We start from the raw sequence: 19,155 nt of genomic DNA on the forward strand, positions 1-19,155 counted from the left end.
GGACGCAGGCCGCGGCAACCGGCGGATCAGCCCATCCGGGTCAGGGCCGCGCGGACGCGGGCCAGGTCGCGGCGGCGGCGTTCCAGGGTCATCGCCAGGCCGACCAGCAGCAGGCCGGCCATCGCGAGCGGGATCCAGCGCGGCAGCAGATCCCAGACCAGCGCCGCCTCGTGCAGGGCAACGGCGACCAGGACGCCGCCGCCGGCGACCACCGGCGCCTGGAGGCGGACGTGCGCACCGGCCAGCAGGACGGCGAGCGCGCCGAGGCCGAGCAGCAGCCGGCGCAGCGGCTCGGCCTCGCCCGTCAGGACGGACGCCAGCGTCGGCAGCAGCGCCGCGGCCAGCGCCGGGCCGTACGCGATCCAGCTCGACAGGTCACCCCGGTCGCGGCGGGCCAGCCAGCCGATGAACAGCGCCACCGCGGCGGCCGGCAGCGTGTAGGCCTCGACCGTCGCGACCCCGACGGCCGCGATCAGCAGCCACCAGGCGCAGAGCTCGGCGAGCAGCGCCGCGATGACGTGTCCACGCCGGACCGCCGCGGCCTCACCGGGACGCAGCGCCCGCAGCCCGAGCGCCAGCCCCCAGAGCGTGCAGACGAGGGCCGCGTACCGGATCGACCCGGCGGCGAACAGCAGCGCGACGAACGCACCGGCGTGCGCGGCGACCTGTACGGCCCGGCCCTCGTACGGCCGGCGGATCGCGAGCGCCGTGCCCAGCCCCAGCAGCACCGCGGCGGTGCCGAGCACCGCGAAGGCCGTGCGGTCGAGGGGCAGGCCGGCCGCCCGGCTCGCCGAGAACGCGAACGTCACGGCGCCGGCGGCGACACCCAGCCAGCCCGACAGCCGTGCCGCGAGGCCGCGGCCGGAGACGCCTGCCACGGCACCGGCGACCACGGTGAGACCGAGCGCGGCCAGGGTGGCGCCGGCGGTCGGCAGCGACCCGGCGAGCCCGGCCCCGGTCAGCGCGGCACCGGCCAGGCCCGTCGCGGCCCGGGCGGCCCCGAACCCGCCCGGACCGAATTCGGACGGCCGCAGCAGCGCGACGGCGAGCAGCCCGGCCAGGCCGAGGAGCAGGCTCGCGGCCGGCACCCCGGGCCACGGCACGCCGGCCGCGGCGAGACCCGCCGGCGCCAGCACGGCGAGGATCGGCGCGACGGCCCAGGTCGCCGCCCGCAGGCCGCGCGCGGCCCGCACCGCGATCGTGACGGCCACGGCGAACACCCCGAGCGCGACCACAGCGGCGCTCGCCGCCGTGCCGACGCCGGTGCCGTCCGGCGTGCCGGTCCACGCCTGACCCAACCACCCGTACGGGCGCAGCAGGACGGCGAACAGGCTCGGCGCGGTCCAGCCGAGCAGCGCGGAGCCGAGCGGCAGCGCGGCCAGGCCGGCCCAGATCGTCGCCGAGAAGGTGAGCGCGACGAGCAGCAGGCCGACCGCCGCGTAGATCGCGGGTGAGTCGCCCGACGCGTACGCCCACGCGGGGGCCGACACGACGGCCAGCAGGACGGCCGCCAGCACATGGGTCCGGTAGCCCCGGGCGGTCAGGTGCAGCGCCCCGACCAGCAGCGCCACCGCGGCGAGGGCCACCCGGCTCTGCACCGGGGCCGGCTGGGACAGCGCGACCGCGCCGGCCCAGGCCGCCGCCGGCACGGCGAGCAGCCCGACGGTGAGCGCCACTCCCCCGAGCGTCCGCTGGTCACGCCGGGCGGCGGCCGCGGTGCCGACGCCGAGGGCGGCGACCGCGGCCAGGGTCGCGCAGGCGACGCCCGGGCTCTCGAGGGCGACCACCACCGCATGGACCGTGAGCGCGGCGGCGACTGTTGCGGGCCAGATAGGAACCACCCGCAGGGCCACGGCCAGCGCCGCCGCGACGACGACCAGGTCGAGGACCGCCGCGGTCCACCAGTACAGGCCGAAGCCGGCCGGGGCGGAGTGGGCCAGCAGCGCGGCACCGCCGAGCAGCACATGCGGCTGCAGGGCACGCGGGACCAGGACGACCAGGGCGGCGGTGACGAGCGCGATCACGGCGGGCAGGCGCCAGTCGGCGACGCCGAGGAGCGTGCGGTCGACCGCGATGACGGCCGGGCCGGCCGCGACGACCAGCGCGCCGATCCACGGCCCGCGGCGTACCGGCGCCGGCAGCAGCCGGTTCACCACCGTGACCAGGACCGCCGTCGCGGCGACGACCGCGGCGATCAGCACCGGGGCGAGGAAGCTCCCGCCGGCGACCGCCACGAACCGGCCCGCCGCGAGTGCCAGGGCGACCACGAACAGGCCGCCGGTGATCGCCTGAGCGGTCCGGACCCGGGCCAGGACCGCCGCGGTCACCATCAGCCCGGCGGACGCCACCAGCGCGGAAGCGGCCAGCGCCGCCTCCGCGGCCGTGTCGGAGTCGGCCAGCGCCACCAGCGCCGGCAGGCCGGCGAGGGCGAGCGCGATACCGCCGAACGCGTACGCCGTGACACCCAGCTCGCTCAGCGCCGACCGCCGCAGGTGGATCACCACGAGGTTCAGGGCGGCGACCCCCGTGAACGTGTACGCCCACCCGACCGAACCCGGCTCGAACGGCGCCGCGAGCAGCGGCAGCACCGGCTGTGCCACGATCAGCGCCGCGAAGCGGGGCCCGGCCAGCCCGGTCACGTGCTCGTACCCGGCGGCGACCGCGGCCGTGACCGCGCAGACCGCACCGGCGTACCCGAGCGCCGAGTAGTCCGCGACGCCGAACAGGTTCACGTACCAGGCCGCGTACCCGTCGAGCAGCACCAGCAGCAGGCCGACCGCCGCGAAGGTCTCCGCCGTCGCGCGCAGGTTGCGCCGCAGCGCGGCGAACGGCAACGCCAGGGCGACAACGGTGAACCCGGCGAGCAGCAGCGCGCGGCCGCCGACGCCGAACTGCGCCCACGCGACCGCGGTGAAGACGATCGCCGCGACGCCGAGCAGCAGGCCACCGAGCGTGAACAGCACGTTCTGGACCAGTTTGGTCGACGCTTCCTTCGTGCGCGGCGCCGGCGGCGGTCCGGCGGGCCGCGCGACCGCCGGCGCGACCCGCGGCGTCATCGCCACACGGATCCGGGCCACCGCGGCCTCGCGCGAACGCCAGGCAAGTCGCAGCGCGTCGTCGGCCGCCGTGACCGCCACGCGGGCGTCCGCCAGCCGGGCGGCGAGCACCGGGATCTCCGCGTCGAGGCGGACGACCTCGGCGGCGTCGGGGTCCGGGCCGCGGCCGCAGCCGGGACAGCCGGAGGTCAGATTCGCCGGGGAATGGCAGTACGGGCACGGGTACGAGGTCACACGGACGATCATCGCCGCCCGCGGCCTCCGGCTCCTGAGTCCGCATACCTAGGTGGCCGCGGCCGACGACCCAGAAACGGCGGGATCAGCGTCGACCGCCTGGATGCACGGCCGGGCGAGCATCGCGAGGGCCCGGTTCCCGACCGAGGCCGAGACGGGCTAGATCTCCTCGGCGGGCCAGCGCCACTCCGGTGCCGGCCTGTCGGCCAGCACCGCCACGCCAGATCCGCGGTCGGACCGGCGGCCGACCGCAGCGCCGCCGCGGCGGCGGCCACCGCGGACACCTCCTCAGAACCGGCGAACGTCATCCGCGGAGACGCCCGACGGCCGACCGCGTCGACTCGGCGTCCCGCAGCGCCTGCCACCGAATCGACTCCACCTGTTCGGCGGAGAGCTCCGGCGATCGGCAGAGCTCCTGGCGTACCTGCTCTTCGACGCCCTGCTCCCGGTCGTAATTGTCGGACTCGTGGAATCCTGATCAAAGCCGTCCATCGTGTACCCGAGCAGGAAGACGGCCTGCTCGGCGAAGAACCGTCCGCCGTCCGCCTCCGACTTGGCCCGCATATCCCGGAACCTGTTCAACCGCGGCCGGCGGGCCGCGAGCGCGGTCGCACGCTTTGACAAACCGACGGGAGCGCCTCGATCGAGGTGCTCCCGTCGGCTCAGCTCGGGCCTACTGCACCTGGGTGGCCTCGGTGACCGGCCGTCGCTCCGGATCCGCGATGCCGAGGTCCTGGTCGAACAGCTGATCCATCAGCCAGCCGGCTCCGTGCTTGTTCTTCAGGTCGATCTCCGAGTCGTAGACCGGCAACGCGCGCAGAAACTGCACATGCTTCCTCCGAGTCACCAGCGGCGGAATGAAGTCCTCCACCTCCGGCACCATCAGGAAGGCCCGCATCTCGGAGCCCGGCCACAGCGGCTCACCGAGCGTGACCGTTTCGCCCTTGTCGATCTCGCCGGCCAGGATCGGGAAGGCTCCGAGGCTGGCCAACGAGGAGATCACCCCGTCCTGCGGCGGGTCGAGGCCGAGGATGAATTCCACCCGGTGGTCACCGGCCGCCTTGCCCTCGCTGGCACCGACGGTCGCATAGAGCGCGACGCCCATGTCGGTATCGGCGATTCCCCAGGTGTGCACCTGGAGGCGGGCACCGGAACCGCGGTAGTCCAGCACCCGCGAAGGCTTTCCCCACAACGATTGGTAGTACTTCGCGACGTCTCGGCTCACCTGGGACCACCTCCGAAGGGCCACCATACGCCGCGCCCCCAGCCCGGTGGCCACCACATGCCTGGCCCCATACCCAGGCGTCTGCCGCCCTTGCTGCCGTTGCACGGTTGGCAGGCGCCGGTGAGGTTGCCCCGCTGGTTGATCTCGGCGGAACGGTCTTTCTTGGTGCGCCACCAGCCTCGGGCGTAGTGGTAGAGCTTCACCGGGAAGATATGGTCGGCCTGCTCCGACTTGGCCCGCCCGCAGTAGACACAGACCGGGTTGTCCTTGAGCGCTTCCTTCCGGTCCTTGCCCTTCATGTTCGAGAACTGCTTGCGGCGCTTGTATTTTTCAGCCGCGCCTTGCGGGTTGCTCTCATTCCATGCGGCGCGATAACCGTCGGGATCGACCGGGCACTCGTCGTCGCCGACGTTGTGTACGAGTACCTTGGCGTCACCGACGGTGACGTAATAGGTATGGATGTCGTCGACGGTGAGGTTGTGCACCGTGGCCACGGCATCCCAGGCGACGACCGCGATGACGGTCACCCGGGCGCCGTCCGGCGTCAGCAGGGCCATGTCCGTCTTCAGCTCGGCGGCGGTGAGCCACTGCCGCTCGCTCTCCACCCAGAACGGGTGGCCGTCGGTGGCCGTCAGCGAATCGTCCGCAGTACCGTCGCCGTCGACGTCGACGCTCACCTTGACCAGGTGCTTGTCGCCGTGACCGGTGATGAGCGCGGTGACCGGCCGGGCGCCGTCCTCCCCGGTCTTCGGGTCGGTGGCCCGCACCTCGTCATCGAGTTCGACGTCCTCGATGTTCTTGGAGCTGCCGTCGGCCATCAGCACCTTCGTGCCGGGCGGGAAGCTGTTGCACCCCTTGCCGGCCCGCTTGAGCAGGCCCTTGAGTCCGCCGGCACCGCGCGCCGCCGTCTTGGCCTGCCGAACGCCCGGAATCATGCCGGCGATGCCGGTGGCACAGCCCAGCTTGTCGCCGCCCGCGCAGCTCTTGGCGGTGTCGATGGCACCGGCGACCGCGGCGACCGCGCCCGCCGCCGCCGCGACGATCTGCGCCGGCGGCGGCAGGAACGTCGCGACCATCGCGACCGTACCGGCCACCGAGGCGATCGTCCCCGCGTTGTTCACCACGGCCTTGGCCGCGCTGGTCACCCCGCTGGCGACGGCGCTCGCGGCCTTCTGGAAACCGTTCTTGATCGCGCCCCAGAACAGCCCGTCCGGGTCGGAGAACGTTGTCGGGTTGTTGTTGGCGTACGCGTACGGATGCAGGCGTTGCGGGTCGTACTCGTCAACCTCCGGGTCGACGGAGATGAACGACCCTGTTCTCGGGTCGTAGAACCGGGCACCGAGCATGGTCAACCCGGTCGGGTCGGCCACGCCGCCGACGAAGCCGCGCTGACCGGCCGGCCACTGCACCGCGGCGGAGGCGTCGCGGGCGTTCCCGTACGGGTCGTTGTATCTGATCGTCGCGGCGCGGGTGGCCGAGTTGACCGCCCAGGTCGCCGAGTCCTGCTGGTCCGACCCGAGCCAGATGATGTCGCCCTTGCGGGTGGTGGTGTCGGTCCGCGAGGCGATGGTGTCACCGGCGTGCTCGTAGTACCGCGTCGCGCCGGTTCCCTGGGTGGGCGTCGTCGTGTACTCGTGGCCGTAGACGAACACGGTGGCCGCGCCGCCCGGGTCGACCCGCGCGATCCGGTTGCCGTCGACGTCGTACACCATGGTGGTGTCGCCCTCGGGGCCACTGATCTTGGTCAGCTTGCCGTGCGGGCTCCAGGTGAACGTCTCGGACCGGTCACCGATCTTGCGGTATTCGAGGTTGCCGCGCTCGTCCCAGTCGTAGTGCTCGACCTGGTCACCGGTGGTGACCGTGCGCAGGGCGTGCGTGGTGGCGTCGTAGCCGTAGTCCGACGTCTTGCCGGTCACGTGGTCGGTTGTCGTGTCCCGCGAACCGTGCTGGTCGAAGGTCCACGACTTCCAGTACGGAGCCTTGCCGCCGGCCGCCGGGGTTTCGCAACCGGTGGACGCCTGCGACCAGGCCTGGGTGAGCCGCCGCAGGTGGTCATAGTCGAAGCACTGCACGTCAGCCTCGCCGGGGCGAGGGTTGTTGTCCGCGTCGACCGGCCGGTTGGCCATCGACAGCACGTTGCCGGCGTCGTCGTACTCGTACTTGAGCGCGGCGACGTTGGGCACCGTGCCGTCCCGGTCGAAGTAGAACTCCGACAGCCTGCGGGTCACGTCGTCGTAGACGTAGTTCTGGTACGCCTGCGGCTTGTCGCCGACGGGTGTGCCGAGCCAGCGGTTCAGCACCTCGCCGTACGGCGAGTAGGTGGTCCGGTCGACGTAGGTGCGGGTCGTGCCGGAGGGCGACGAGGTGCCGGCGAGCTTGACGACGTTGCCGAGGTCGTCGTAGGTGCGGGTGATGCCTTCCTTCTCCATCGGCCCGACCTTGGGCAGGCTGGAGCGGAACGGCAGGCCGTTGACCGTGTACGTGTTCGTCGTGACGTAGGTCCCGGCGAGCGCGGTCAGGCCGGGCATAGCCGGGATGACCGATTCCTCGTCGACGACCTGGTATGCGTCGTTGTACTCGAAGATCTCCTTGCTGAAGGAGAACCCGTTGACGATCGACGTCGACTTCGTCGGGTGGCCCTTCGCCACGGTGTCGTAGGTCCAGGCGGCCGCCTTGACGCCGTTGAAGAGGCGTTCCTTCTGCCGCCCGAGGTCGTCGTAGGTCGTCGAGACCACGTCGCCCTTGGCGTCGGTCGACTTGGTGACGTCGTCCGCGTTGTTGTACTCGACGGTCGTGATGCCCTTGTCCGGGTCGGTCGTCTTGACCTCACGCCCGCGCAGGTCGTACTCGTACTCCCAGGTGAAGGCGCCCTTGGCGACCGTGGCCAGGTCACCGCGCGGCGAGTAGGTGTACTTCGTCGCGTCAAAGTCGCCCTCGGGCCGCGAGCCGTGGAACTCCCGTTTCTCGACGACGTCGCCGGCGGCGTTCTCGATGGTCGCGCTGGGGGTGCCACCGGCCGGCGGGGTGACCGCGGTCTGCCAGCCCGCCGGGTTGCCGCCGTACGCGGTGAAGGTGCTCCACTTCCTGGTGTTGTTCGACCAGAGCGCCTCCTCGACGACCCGGCCGAGCCGGTCGTAGGTGGAGACCGTCCGGCTACGGTCCTCGCCGGGCTCGATCCTGGCCCGCTCGATGCTCGGTCTGCCCTCGCCGTAGTTCTCGTCCGACTTGAACTCGACCTGGCCGCGGTCGTTGTAGCCGGTCGTGCTGACCAGTCGGGCGTCCTTGCCTTCCTTGGTCTTCTGGGCGACCTCCTGAGTCTGGATCGACCGGTAGAGGGAGTCGAACAGGCCGACCTCGGTGAGGTAGTTCCCGTTCGGGCCGAGCCGCCTGGTGGTCACCGCGAGCGGGCCGTCGTTGCGGATCTTGTAGTCGAACTCCATGCTCGGCGTGGCCGTGGCCTTGGCCCGACCGGGCAGCCAGACCTTGGCGAGCCGGCCCATCGCGTCGTGCGCGAGATCGGTGCGCTTCTTGTTGGCGTCCAGGATCGACGTGGGCTCGGCCCAGGCCGGGTCCTGGTCGGTGATCACCTCGTGCTTGAGCGGGTTGAGCGTCCTGGTCTGGGTGACCGGGCCCGGCCCGGCCGGCGTGTAGGTGGTCGTCGTGACCTTGCCGAGTTCGTCGGTCTTGCTGTTCTCCCGGCCGAGCCCGTCATAGCCGGTGCGTCCGGTCGTCGTGTAGACCGGGGCGCCGCTCGTCCAGGTGTTCAGCGTGTCAACCCGGGTCACCTGGCCCTTGGTCGGCGCCGAGCCGTGCGTTTCGGACTTGTCGTAGTAAGTCTTGACGTCCGAGATCAGGTCCGCCGGCCGGGACACCGCTGCAGTGCAGGCCTTGGCGACCTTCTCCTCCCGGGAGACCCGCCCGCGCAGCCACGGGTCGTCGTTGTTGACATAGGTGAGGCGGGTACAGGTCTCGTCCCCGGCCTTGTCCGTGTCGCCCAGCTCCGAGATCGACTCGGCCTGGCCTTCATCGCTGTACTCGGTCCGCGTCTCGGTCTGCTGCCAGACGCCCGGGGCCATGAGTCTGCGGCTCTTCTGCGTCGACGGCGCGATTCGGTAGGACTTGTCGCTGCCGCCGGTGCGGGCCCGGACCGCGGTCTGCTTGACCCAGTAAGCAGTGGACTGCGCCTCGGCCACGGCGGTGCCGTCGAGCTTCGCCTCCTCCAGCAGCGAGCCGGCCAGCGCCGGGTGATCGGTGTAAGTCCTACCGGCCGAGTCGGTGACCTGGACGCTGCGGGTCTTGTCGGCCGGCAGCGGCTGGTCGTCGAGACCGCGGTAGAAGCGCTTGCGGGTGGCCAGCACCCGACCCGTGTCGCTCTGCCCGATTCGGGCGGTGACCTGGGAGTACCCGCGCCACTGGCCGTACGTCCGATGCTTCTTCTTGAGGAATTCGCCGTCGTCCCAGCCCCACAGGACGTTGGTGCCGCCACCGTCAGTGGAGTATTCGTACCGGGTGGTGATCGGTGGCTGGTCTGCCGTCCGGTCGCTGTGTGTGACTTCCCGGACGACGTACTTACGGAACCAGTCCCGGGTCGGCTCGAAGTAGCCGTCTGGGGTCCAGTAGACCGGGTAGCAGAGCCGGCTGTTGGTGGTGACGTCCGGCAGATCGCCGGCGTCGCAGTCCGGGTCGGAGTAGGTGACGTGGATGTCGGCACCGGACTCGGTACGGATGTTGTCGATTCGCCAGCGGGAGAACAGTGCCGCGCCGGCGATCGCGTTGACCTGGTTGGCCAGCTCGACGCCGGTGAAGGAGACCGGCGGGTCGGTGATGGTGCCGCCGACGTGGCCGGCGTGGGTGATCGACTTGAGCCAGAGCGATGCGGACTGCGCCGCCTTCGGGGCCTTGAACTCCTGGTCCAGGGTCCAGGACTCGACCGGGTTGAAGGAGCTACCGCTGCGGATCTCCGTGGTGATCTTGGTGAGCCGCTTGATCGAGAAGAAGACCGGCGCCAACTTGTCGGTGCACGGCTCGGCGGTGCACTCCTTGTCCCACGGCACGTCCGGCCAGTTCGCCTTGACCGGTTTGTCGTCCTTGTAGCACTCATCGGCGAAGCAGCGGTTGGCGGTGCTGAAGACCACCCGCGCCGTCGCCGCGACATCCGGGTAGGCGGTGTTCAGGCCGTACTCGATGCGCTCGAGGTTGCCGCCCCGGTCGAAGGAGACCCGGTTGGCCTTGTCGCCGGCGGCGCCGTAGTGCCCGGTCTCCTTCCTGTAGTAGTACCGGGTCATGTTGCCGTTGACGTCGATCTCCTTGTCGAGCAGCCAGCGCCAGGCCTGCTGACAGGAGGAGTCCTTGAACGCGGTGGCGTGGCAGTACTCACCCGCGTGGTTACCGAAGACCGGCACGGTCAGCCGCGAGACCGACGTGGCGACCTCGCCGGCGAAGAAGTGCCGCGTGCCGTCCGGAGTCGTGATCACCCAGCGCTCGGTGGTGGCGGAGTCCTTGTCCGCGACCGCACCCTCGTGCTCGACCTTCCAGTTGGCGTCCTGCGCCGCCCGCCAGGCGCCGGTGGCGTCGTCCTTGATCAGCGTGGCGTTGCTGCCGCCGAGAGAGACCGTGATATTCGGCGACTTGTCCTTCCAGCACTGGTCGGCGGTCTTCTTCTCCTTGTTGTTCGGGTCCTTGTCGTCGGCCTTGTCCAGGTCGTCGGCGCAGCCGACGTAGCTGCGCTCGATCAGGCCCGGCGAGTAGTCCCAGCCGTCGCCGGCCCAGGACGCCTGGTTGTTGTTGCCGGCCATCCGGCCGTCGACCATCTGCGACGAATAGCTGAGCGCGACCTCCGGCGTCGGGCCCGGCGCCGGCGGCAGCTTGATCGCATTGGTGTAGCTGAACCCGCCGGAACCGTCGCCGGCCGTCCACGAGCCGGACGCCTGCAGGTCGCTGGCCTTGTAGTCGCCCTCGCCCGACTCGGTGTCCGCCGCGAGGGTCATCACCGTCGGCGCGGCGCTCGAAACGGTCAGCCCGGCAGCGAGCCTTTGACCGCCCTTCGCGGCACGCAGCGGCGTCGCCTCCTGGCACTCCGGCCGCTCCGGCGTGGTGGCCGCGCAGGACGGCAGCTGGGCCAGGTTCAGCCGGCCCGCCCAGCCGCCGCCGTACAGATCGGCGAAGTCGCCGTAGTCGACGGTGGTCTCGAGGTCGCCCGACTTGTCGACCTCCACCGCGATGACCGGGCCGCTGACGCCCAGCTTGGTGGACTGCTCCTCGGGCAGCGTGGACACCCGTACCCGGTCCGGGGCCTTCTTGCCCGGAACCGCCTTGACCGTCACCGGGATCGAGCCGGCCTTGGCCGACACCGCCCGGCCGGCGGAACCCGTGAGTGCGATCTCGGTGGAACCGGCGGCCGGCCACCGGCCCTTGGCGGGCCCGGTCCACGTGCCCCCGTCAGCCGGCAGCGGTACCGGCGTCACCCGTACCGTGCCGAAGTCCTTGGCGGCGACGGACTCCACGTCCCGCTCGCCGATGAACTCCGGCGCCACCCAGTGGTAGGTGAGGAGACCGGTGACCATGAGGGCCGCGGCGCCCAGGGCGAACCTGCGGCGGCCCGGTGAGAACCATGCCTGTTTCTGTGTCATCGATGTCTCCGGGAATCAGGCGTGGGCGAAGGTGCCGAAGAGGTCGGGGTCGACCGTGGAGCTCCAGACCCGGACGTCGTCCACGACGCCGCCGAGGTAGTTGGAGCGGCGGCCGTCGGTGGACCCGGTGCAGCCGACGGTCAGCGGGCCGGCGGCGTGCCACGGCGCGGACGACACGCTCACCCCGTCGCCCTGCGGCTCGCCGTCGACGTAGAAGCGCAGCTTCTTGGCCGGCAGGTCGTAGACCGCGGCGACGTGCGTCCAGGTGCCGGCCGCCGGCGCCTCCAGCGAGCGGACCTCGACCAGCGGTGCGCCGTCGGCGTCGCTCTTCGGCATCACCACCCGCAGGCGGTTGGCCTCGCCGAAGTACTCGATCCGGAAGCCCTGCCGGACGCCGCCGGACTGCGACACCACGGTGCGGGTGCCGCTCAGTTCGTCAAGCGCGACCCACGCGGCGACCGAGAACGAGCCGTCGGTGCGGACCGCCGGGCCGGCGGCCTCCGCGCAGGAGCCGGCGGCCAGCGCCAGGCCGAGCGCGCCCTGCCGGCTGGCGAACCGGTCCTGCTCCCAGCCGTACTCGCCGGCGACGGAGAGGTGCCGGGCGTTGCCGGAGCGGTCCTCGAGGTTTGTCGGTTCCTCGGCGCGCGGACCCTCCAGCGGCCACATGCCCTCGAGCCTCACCGGCGGGTTGGAGCCCTTGACGGCGATCGCCTCGGCCTCGGTGAGCGCACCACGCCAGACCCGCACGTCGGTGAGCGCGCCGCGGAAGTAGTCGCTGTGCGCGCCGGCGTACTTGGCGCAGCCGACGGTGAGCGGGCCGGGCGCGCTCCAGTTTGCGCCGGACCGCGCCACCGTCGTGGCCTTCGCCCCGTTGACGTACAGGGTCATGGTCTTGGCCGTGGCGTTGTAGACGCCGACCAGGTGGGTCCACTTGCCGACGGTCGCCGCGAAGGCGTCGGTGGTGGAGTAGGCCCACTCCGAGGCGGCCGTCTCGCTGTCGGACGCCTTCATCATCAGCGACCAGAACGGAACGCCCTGCCCGTTGACCCGGGCGCCGAGGAACCAGCCGCTGACCCGGGTGCCGTCGGCCCCGATGATCGTCTGGTTCATCGCGCTGGTGTCGTCGAGCCGGGCCCAGACCGCGAGGGAGAACGACTCGTTGCTGCGCACCACGGAACGCGGGCTGGTCGCGCACCGGTCACCGCTGACGTACCAGGCCGAGTCGGGCCGGGCGTACTGGTCGTCGGTCCACTCCATCGGCGCCGGCGGCGTGGTCGGGGTGGGCTCCGGCTTCGGATCCTCCGTCGGTTCCTCGGTCTCCTCGGGCACCTCGGGGTCGCCGGTGGGCTCCGGCTCGGTCGGGTCGCCGGACTCGGTCGGCTCCGGCGTCGGCTCCCCGGTGGGCTCCGGCTCCTCGGTCGGCTCCGGCGTCGGCTCGGGGGTCGGCTCCGGCACCACGGGCTCCGGGACGGTCAGGTCGTAGCCGTGCTCGGCGAAGTCGGCGCCGCTCTGCCGCAGCTGCCAGGCGCCGGAGATGCCGGCCGGCAACTCGTTGGCGGCGGCCCCGACCTGCGACTCGGTCAGCAGGCCGCTCCAGACCGCCACCTGGTCGACGGCGCCGATCATCGGATTGTTGGTCGCGGTGGCGGTGCCGCCGCAGCCGACCAGCGTACGGGCGGCGCCGCGCCATGGCAGGGCCGCGATCGCCGTCTCGGCCACGATCTTGCCGCCCAGGTACAGGCGGAGCACCTTGCCGGCCGGGTCGACGCTGGCCGCCAGGTGCTGCCAGGCGTTGAGCGTCGGCGAGGTGGTGCCGCGGGCGATGGTGCGGGTCACCGACGTCGCGTCGGCGTTGGTGATCGCGGTCTCCCACCGGTCGGAGGCCGAGTCGTAGCCGAGCGTCCAGGCCGCGGCGTTGGTGCCGGCGATCGCCAGCACGGTCCGGTTGGCGGACTTGTTGGTCAGCTTCACCCAGGCCGCCGCGGTGAACTCCGCGTCGCTGCGCACGACCGGGATCGTCGTCGCGCAGGCGCCGCCCGTGAGTTCGAGGGCAGCGCCGCCGCGGCCCACGTTGTCGCTCGTGTAGGTCGGCGCGGCCGTCGCGGTCCAGCGCAGGTCCTTCTGGTCGGCCGCGAGGTCGAGGCTGCCGGAATCGTCGGTGGTGCCCGAGTCGTCGCGCAGGTCGTAGGTCATCCGCCAGACCGCCATCGGCTGGATCGGCGTGACCCGCCCGGTGAAGACGTTGTAGATCGCGCGGCTGGAGTAGTTGCCGGCGTTGTCCCGGGCCCAGACGTAGATCTGCGTGCGGCCGCTCTCCGGCGTGAACGTCATGGTCGCCTTGCCGGACGGGGCGTCGAGCGGGGTCTCCTTGACGTCGACGCCGATGCCGTACTCGAAGCGCTTCATGCCGGAGAGGGCATCGGTCGACGAGAAGCTGAGCGTGACCGGCTTGTTCAGCTCCGGCGCGCCCGAGGTCCGGGTGATCACCGGCAGGGTCGGCGCCGTGTGGTCCTGCCGGAAGTAGCAGGTGGAGCTCCAGCCGGTCTTGTCGGTGCCGTCCGTGCCGTACACCCGCCAGCTGTAGCTGCCGTCGGCCAGGACCGGCGAAGTCCAGTTCCCCTCCTTGCCGGAGCCCGTCGCGGCGGACGTCTTCTCGCCCGGGTTCGTCGGTCCGTTCAGATCGAAGACGATCTTCACGGAGTTGTCGGCATCGATCGCCGTGCCGTACAGCGCCGGCGTGCTGTCGTTGATCCAGGGCCCGGGTGAGGCCGCGCAGGCGCCGCCCGGCGCCGTGCGCACCGCCTTGGGCGTGGTCGGCTTCGACTGGTACTCGGCGGTCAGCTTGACCTTGCCGCGCTCCGCCTTGATCCAGTGCCCGCCGCTCTCGCTCGGCACCCGCAGACCGAACGTGATCGTGGTGTAGTCGGCGTCCGCGTGCCGCTGCACGTGGGTCTTGACCCCGGAGGCGTTGAACTTCACCCAGGCCGGCTTCTGGCCGCCGCCGCACGCGCTGTTCACCTTGACCGTCTTGGTCTGCAGCGCGGCGCCGTGCAGCCACTTGCCGTTCATCCCGTTCCAGGTCGGGGTGTTGCCGTCGATGGCGTTGGTCTGCCAGAGCGCCAGCGGCTCACCGGCGCACCAGGCGCTGTGCAGCAGGTAGGCGTCGACGCTCGGCGTCTTGATCAGCCGCTTGCCGCGGAGCGTGCTGATGTCGAACTGCATGTGCGCGCGCCACACGTCGGAGTAGTTGTCGAAGTTGGACCCGATCCGGATCACGTCGCGCGGCCAGCTGTTGCCGGACACCCACTTCGAGCCCGGGCTGGACTTCGAGACCGGGATCCACTTCTGGTAGTACTTCGAGTACGTCGGGTCGATATAGACCGGGAAGGTGGCCTGCCCGGACAGCAGGTCGTCGGCGACCCGCACGGTGAGCCGGCGGTCGGCAACGCGCACGTCGAGGCCCGACCGCCGGGCCAGCCCGCCCGGGGCCGCCGCCGTCGACGGGTCCGCCGCCGCCGACCTGACCGCGCCGTCGTACTGCTTGCGCAGGGCCGGCGACGAGGGCACGCGGACCGTGCGGGCGGAGTCCCAGGCCGTCGCGCGGGACGCGCCGGCCACCACGCCGGCCGGGCCCTTGATGACGATCTCGTCGTTCGCCTCGGTCACGGCGGCGGAGCCGCCGATCGCGTAGGAGGTCTCGCGGACCTCCGGGTTCGCGGCCGCCTCGGCGGTACGCACCACCAGGACGTGCGAGAAGCCGCCGGCCACGGCCCGCACCACCAGGTCGGCGCCGGGGTAGACGTCCGGGTAGGTGACCGAGTCGCCGCCGACCACGCCGGCCGGCAGGGCGGCGGGCCAGGTCAGGGTGAAGTCGGTGCCACCCTCGCGGTAGGTCGCGAGGGGGCCGGTGCCGCCCGCGGAGAAGGACACGTCCGCCGCGGCCCGCGGCCGGTATCGGCCGTCGGCGCCCCGTTCGAGGTCCGTGTCGAGGTCGATCCAGCGCGAGCCGCGCTCGACCCGCTGCGGCTCGAGGTAGGACTCGAGGGTGAAGTTGCCGGACGGCTGCGCCAGCACCTTCGTCGTCTCGTCCGCCTCGGCGAGGACCTCGACCGGCTTGCCGCAGAGGGCGGCGAGCCGCTGCGCGGACGCCTCGCTCTCGGCCGCCGGCGCCTGATCCGCGGCCACGCCCGAGGGGCAAGCCGCCGCCTGGGCCGCACCGGGCAGGCCGACCGCGGACAGGAAGGTGGCGAGAACCGCCATTGTGGAGCCGAGCGCAATCCGGGCATGCGCCATCGACACGATGAATCTCCCCCGTGAACCGTGCTGAGACTTGTCTCCGAAGCAGGGTTCATCGAGCGTGCGAACGAGCCCAGGGGATCGACGCTGCTCTGCCCCCGTCAGGCAAGCGCGTGGCACAGAAACTAGGGGCTTAATCCGATCTTCGTCAATAGTGACGAGCGTCAAAGTGACGCGACCGTCACCGAGCCCGAGCGCTCAGCGGCCGGTCAGTTCGGCGATCGCCTTCTCCCACTTCTCCAGCCTGGGCTCGACCACGTCCCACGGCCCGGAGGGCAGCCAGTAGAAGGCGCGCCGCACGCCCGCGTTCGCCAGCTGCTCAAGTGCCTTCGGCTGCGCCGGCACGCTCATCACCTGCACCTGGATGGGCCGGTCCGCGCGGGCCTCCAGCTCGGCGATCCGGGTGAACAGGTCCTGGTCGAACCACTGTGGGAGCCAGCCGTCGCCCCAGGCCAGCACGCGGTCCAGCACCGTGGGGCCGCCGCCGCCGACAAGCACGGGCGGCCACGGGTTTCCTACCGGCTTGGGCCACGACCAGATCCGGTCGAAGTTCACGAACTCCCCCGAGTAGGACGCCTCTTCCTGCGTCCAGATCGCCTGCATCGCCTGCACCCGCTCGCCGAGCAGGGCCATCCGGGTACGCGGGTCGGTGCCGTGGTTGGCCATCTCCTCGCGGTTCCAGCCGGCGCCGACGCCGAACTCGAAACGGCCGCCGGAGAGGTGGTCGACGCTGGCGACCTCGTTGGCGGTGATGATCGGGTCGCGCTCGACGACCAGGCACACGCCGCTGCCGATCCGCAGCCGGCTGGTCGCGGTCGCCGCCGCGGTCAGCGCGACGAACAGGTCGTAGCAGTGCCAGTACTTGCTGGGCAGTTCGCGGCTGCCGTCACCGTAGGGTGTCTCGCGGCTGGCCGGGATGTGGGTGTGCTCGGGGAAGAAGAGGGCGTCCTGTCCGCGCTCCTCGACCTGCCGGGCGAGCGCACCGGGACCGATGCCGTCATGGGTGGGGAAGTAACCGACACCGAACTCCATGTGGGCGATCCTATCGATGCAGGGTCAGAATCAGGTCCACCACCAGCGCCGTCCAGCCGGTCTGGTGCCAGGCGCCCAGGCCCGCGCCGTTGTCGCCGTGGAAGTACTCGGGAAACGCGATCAGGTCCTTCCAGTCCGGATGGTTCTGGAAGACCTCGGAGGCGCCGTAGATCGGCCGGCGGCCCCACGAGTCCGGCACGAACAGCGAGATCAGCCGCCGGGACAGGTCGTCGGCGACCGCGCTCAGCGGCATCTTCGTCTGCGAACCGGTCGGATACTCCACCATGAGGTCGGGGCCGTAGAACGCCGCGAACTCGCGCAGCGCCTCGATGAGCAGGTAGTTGACCGGCATCCAGACCGGACCGCGCCAGTTCGAGTTGCCGCCGAACAGCCCGCTCGTGCTCTCCGCCGGCTCGTAGCCGACCGTGAACTCGGAGCCTCCGAGCGACACCGTGAACGGCTTCTCGCGGTGCGAGCGCGACAGCGTTCTGAGTCCGTACGGGGAGAGGAACTCCTCCGGGTCGAGCATCCGGGCCAGGATCCGCAGCAGCTGGTCCTGGCCCACCATGGAGAGCAGCCGCTGCTGGCGGCCGTCGGGCGAGAGCCGCCGGGCGCTGATCACGTCGGCGTACTCGGACCGGTTGGAGAGCAGCCAGCGCAGCCGCGCGCCCAGCCCGGGCAGCCGGTTGAGGGTGCCGGCGCTGAGCCTGGTGGTGGCGGCCAGCGGCAGCAGCCCGACGATGGAACGGGCCTTGAGCGGCATCCGGTGCCCGTCGGGCAGCCGCAGCACGTCGTAGAAGAAGCAGTCCTCGTCGTCCCAGAGCCCCTGCCGGTACGCCGCCTCGGCGATGTACGCGAAGTGCTCGAAGAACTTCGTGGCCATGTCCTCGTAGGTGCGGTCGTGCAGCGCGAGGCGGATCGACATGTCGAGCAGGTTGAGGGCGTACATGGCCATCCAGCCGGTGCCATCGGACTGCTCCAGCACGCCGGCGACGGGCAGCGCCGCGGAGCGGTCGAACGGGCCGACGTTGTCCAGGCCGAGGAAGCCGCCCTCGAAGACGTTGTTGCCGCCGACGTCCTTGCGGTTGACCCACCAGGTGAAGTTCAGCAGCAGCTTGTGCATGATCCGGGCGAGGAAGTCGTGGTCGCGGCCGCCGTCGATCTCGAAGACCCGCAGCGCGGCCCAGGCGTGCACCGGCGGGTTCACGTCGCCGAACGACCACTCGTACGCGGGGATCTGCCCGTTGGGGTGCATGTACCACTCGCGCAGCAACAGCAGCAGCTGCGACTTGGCGAAGCCGGGGTCGACGCGGGCGATCGAGACACAGTGGAACGCCAGGTCCCACGCCGCGTACCAGGGGTACTCCCAGGGGTCCGGCATCGAGATGACGTCGAAGCTGTTCATGTGCCACCAGGCGTTGTTGCGCCCGTAGCGCCGGCCCGGCGGCGGAGGCGCGGAGCCGGGGTCGCCGCTCAGCCACTGCTTGACGTCGAAGTGGTAGAACTGCTTGCCCCACATCAGCCCGGCGATGCCCTGCCGGACGACGGCCGCCTCCTCGGCGGACGCGGCGGCGGGGATCAGCTCGGCGAAGTAGGCGTCGGCCTCGTCCCGCCGGTCGCGGACCACGGCGGCGAAACCGTCGCCGAGGTCGAGCGGGCCGGTCGCCTCGTCGGACCGGGCGAGCCGCAGCCGGATCTCGCGGGTCTCACCCGGGCCCAGCGTCAGCTCGTAGTGCAGCGCGCCCTTGGTGCCGACGCCGGCCGGGTTGACGGTCGGCGCGCCGGCCACGAGGTGGTCGTTGATGCCGTCCTTCGGGTACGTGCTCGTGCCCGGCAGGCCCCAGAGGCGCTGCGCGTTGGTCTCGTTGTCGCACATCAGCGCGGGTGGGCCGCCCTCGCCCTCGAGCGTGATGTGGCCGAGGCTGCGGTGCTGCCCGGCGAGCCGTCCGGCGCCGCCCTCGATGACCGGGACCTGCCGGTTCGGCAGACCCCACGACCAGGTGTTGCGGAACCACAGCGACGGCAGCACGTGCAGCGTCGCCGCGTCGGGGCCGCGGTTGGAGACGGTCACGACGATGCACATGTCGTCGACGCCGGCCTTGGCGTAGTCGACGGTGACGGCCCAGAACCGGTCCTCGTCGAAGACGCCGGTGTCGATCAGCTCGAACTCGGGTTCCTCCCGCGACCGGTGACCGTTGACCCGGACCAGCTCGTCGTATGGGAAGGGTGCCTGCGGATAGTGGTAGCGCCAGCTCATCCACGAGTGGGTCGGCGTCGAGTCCTGGTACCACCAGTAGTCCTTGGCGTCCTCGCCGTGGTTGCCGCCGTCGCCGCCGAGGCCGAACATCCGCTCCTTGAGGATCGGATCCCGGCCGTTCCAGAGGGCCAGTGCGAAGCAGAACGTCTGCCGGTCGTCGCAGACCCCGGCCATGCCGTCGTCGTTCCACCGGTACGCCCGCGAGCGCGCGTGGTCGTGCGGGAAGTAGTCCCAGGCGGTGCCGTGCTCGCTGTAGTCCTCCCGGACCGTGCCCCACGCCCGCTCGGCGAGGTAGGGGCCCCAGGCACGCCAAGGCTGCTCCCCGGAGTCGGCCTGGGCCAGGCGCTCGCGCTCCGCCACGCCGTCGCCCACCTCCCTCGTCCGCCCGGAACACTCGCATTGTTACTGACAGGTGTTACGAACACT

At 71.5% G+C, this 19,155-nt stretch carries 6 protein-coding genes; all 6 read right to left on the bottom strand.

Annotation, left to right across the window (positions count from 1 at the left end; all coding sequences use genetic code 11):
* Positions 1-26: 26 nt before the first annotated feature.
* Positions 27-3,290 (bottom strand): SCO7613 C-terminal domain-containing membrane protein, encoded by a 3,264-nt coding sequence (locus AB0B58_RS33380; RefSeq protein WP_360231988.1) that lies wholly within the window; start codon positions 3,288-3,290, stop codon positions 27-29.
* A 673-nt stretch (positions 3,291-3,963) separates the two neighbouring features.
* Positions 3,964-4,515 carry a suppressor of fused domain protein gene (locus tag AB0B58_RS33385; protein ID WP_360231991.1) on the bottom strand — a complete coding sequence of 184 codons (552 nt, stop codon included), beginning with the start codon at positions 4,513-4,515 and terminating at the stop codon, positions 3,964-3,966.
* The gene (locus AB0B58_RS33390; protein WP_360231994.1) at positions 4,512-11,144 is read right to left on the bottom strand and encodes a polymorphic toxin-type HINT domain-containing protein; all 6,633 of its coding nucleotides are present in this window, start codon (positions 11,142-11,144) and stop codon (positions 4,512-4,514) included. The genes AB0B58_RS33385 and AB0B58_RS33390 overlap by 4 nt, the downstream gene beginning before the upstream one ends.
* 15 nt (positions 11,145-11,159) lie before the next feature.
* Positions 11,160-15,437, bottom strand: coding sequence for a LamG-like jellyroll fold domain-containing protein (locus tag AB0B58_RS33395; RefSeq protein WP_360232125.1), 4,278 nt, complete (start codon positions 15,435-15,437; stop codon positions 11,160-11,162).
* Positions 15,438-15,638: 201 nt separating this feature from the next.
* A complete protein-coding gene (locus AB0B58_RS33400; protein ID WP_360231997.1) occupies positions 15,639-16,472 on the bottom strand; it encodes an LLM class F420-dependent oxidoreductase in 834 nt (277 codons plus the stop codon).
* Positions 16,473-16,482: 10 nt separating this feature from the next.
* The gene (locus AB0B58_RS33405; protein ID WP_360232000.1) at positions 16,483-19,089 is read right to left on the bottom strand and encodes an MGH1-like glycoside hydrolase domain-containing protein; all 2,607 of its coding nucleotides are present in this window, start codon (positions 19,087-19,089) and stop codon (positions 16,483-16,485) included.
* Between the last annotated feature and the right edge of the window lie 66 nt (positions 19,090-19,155).

The organism is Actinoplanes sp. NPDC049118, assembly GCF_040648555.1.
GTDB lineage: Bacteria > Actinomycetota > Actinomycetes > Mycobacteriales > Micromonosporaceae > Actinoplanes.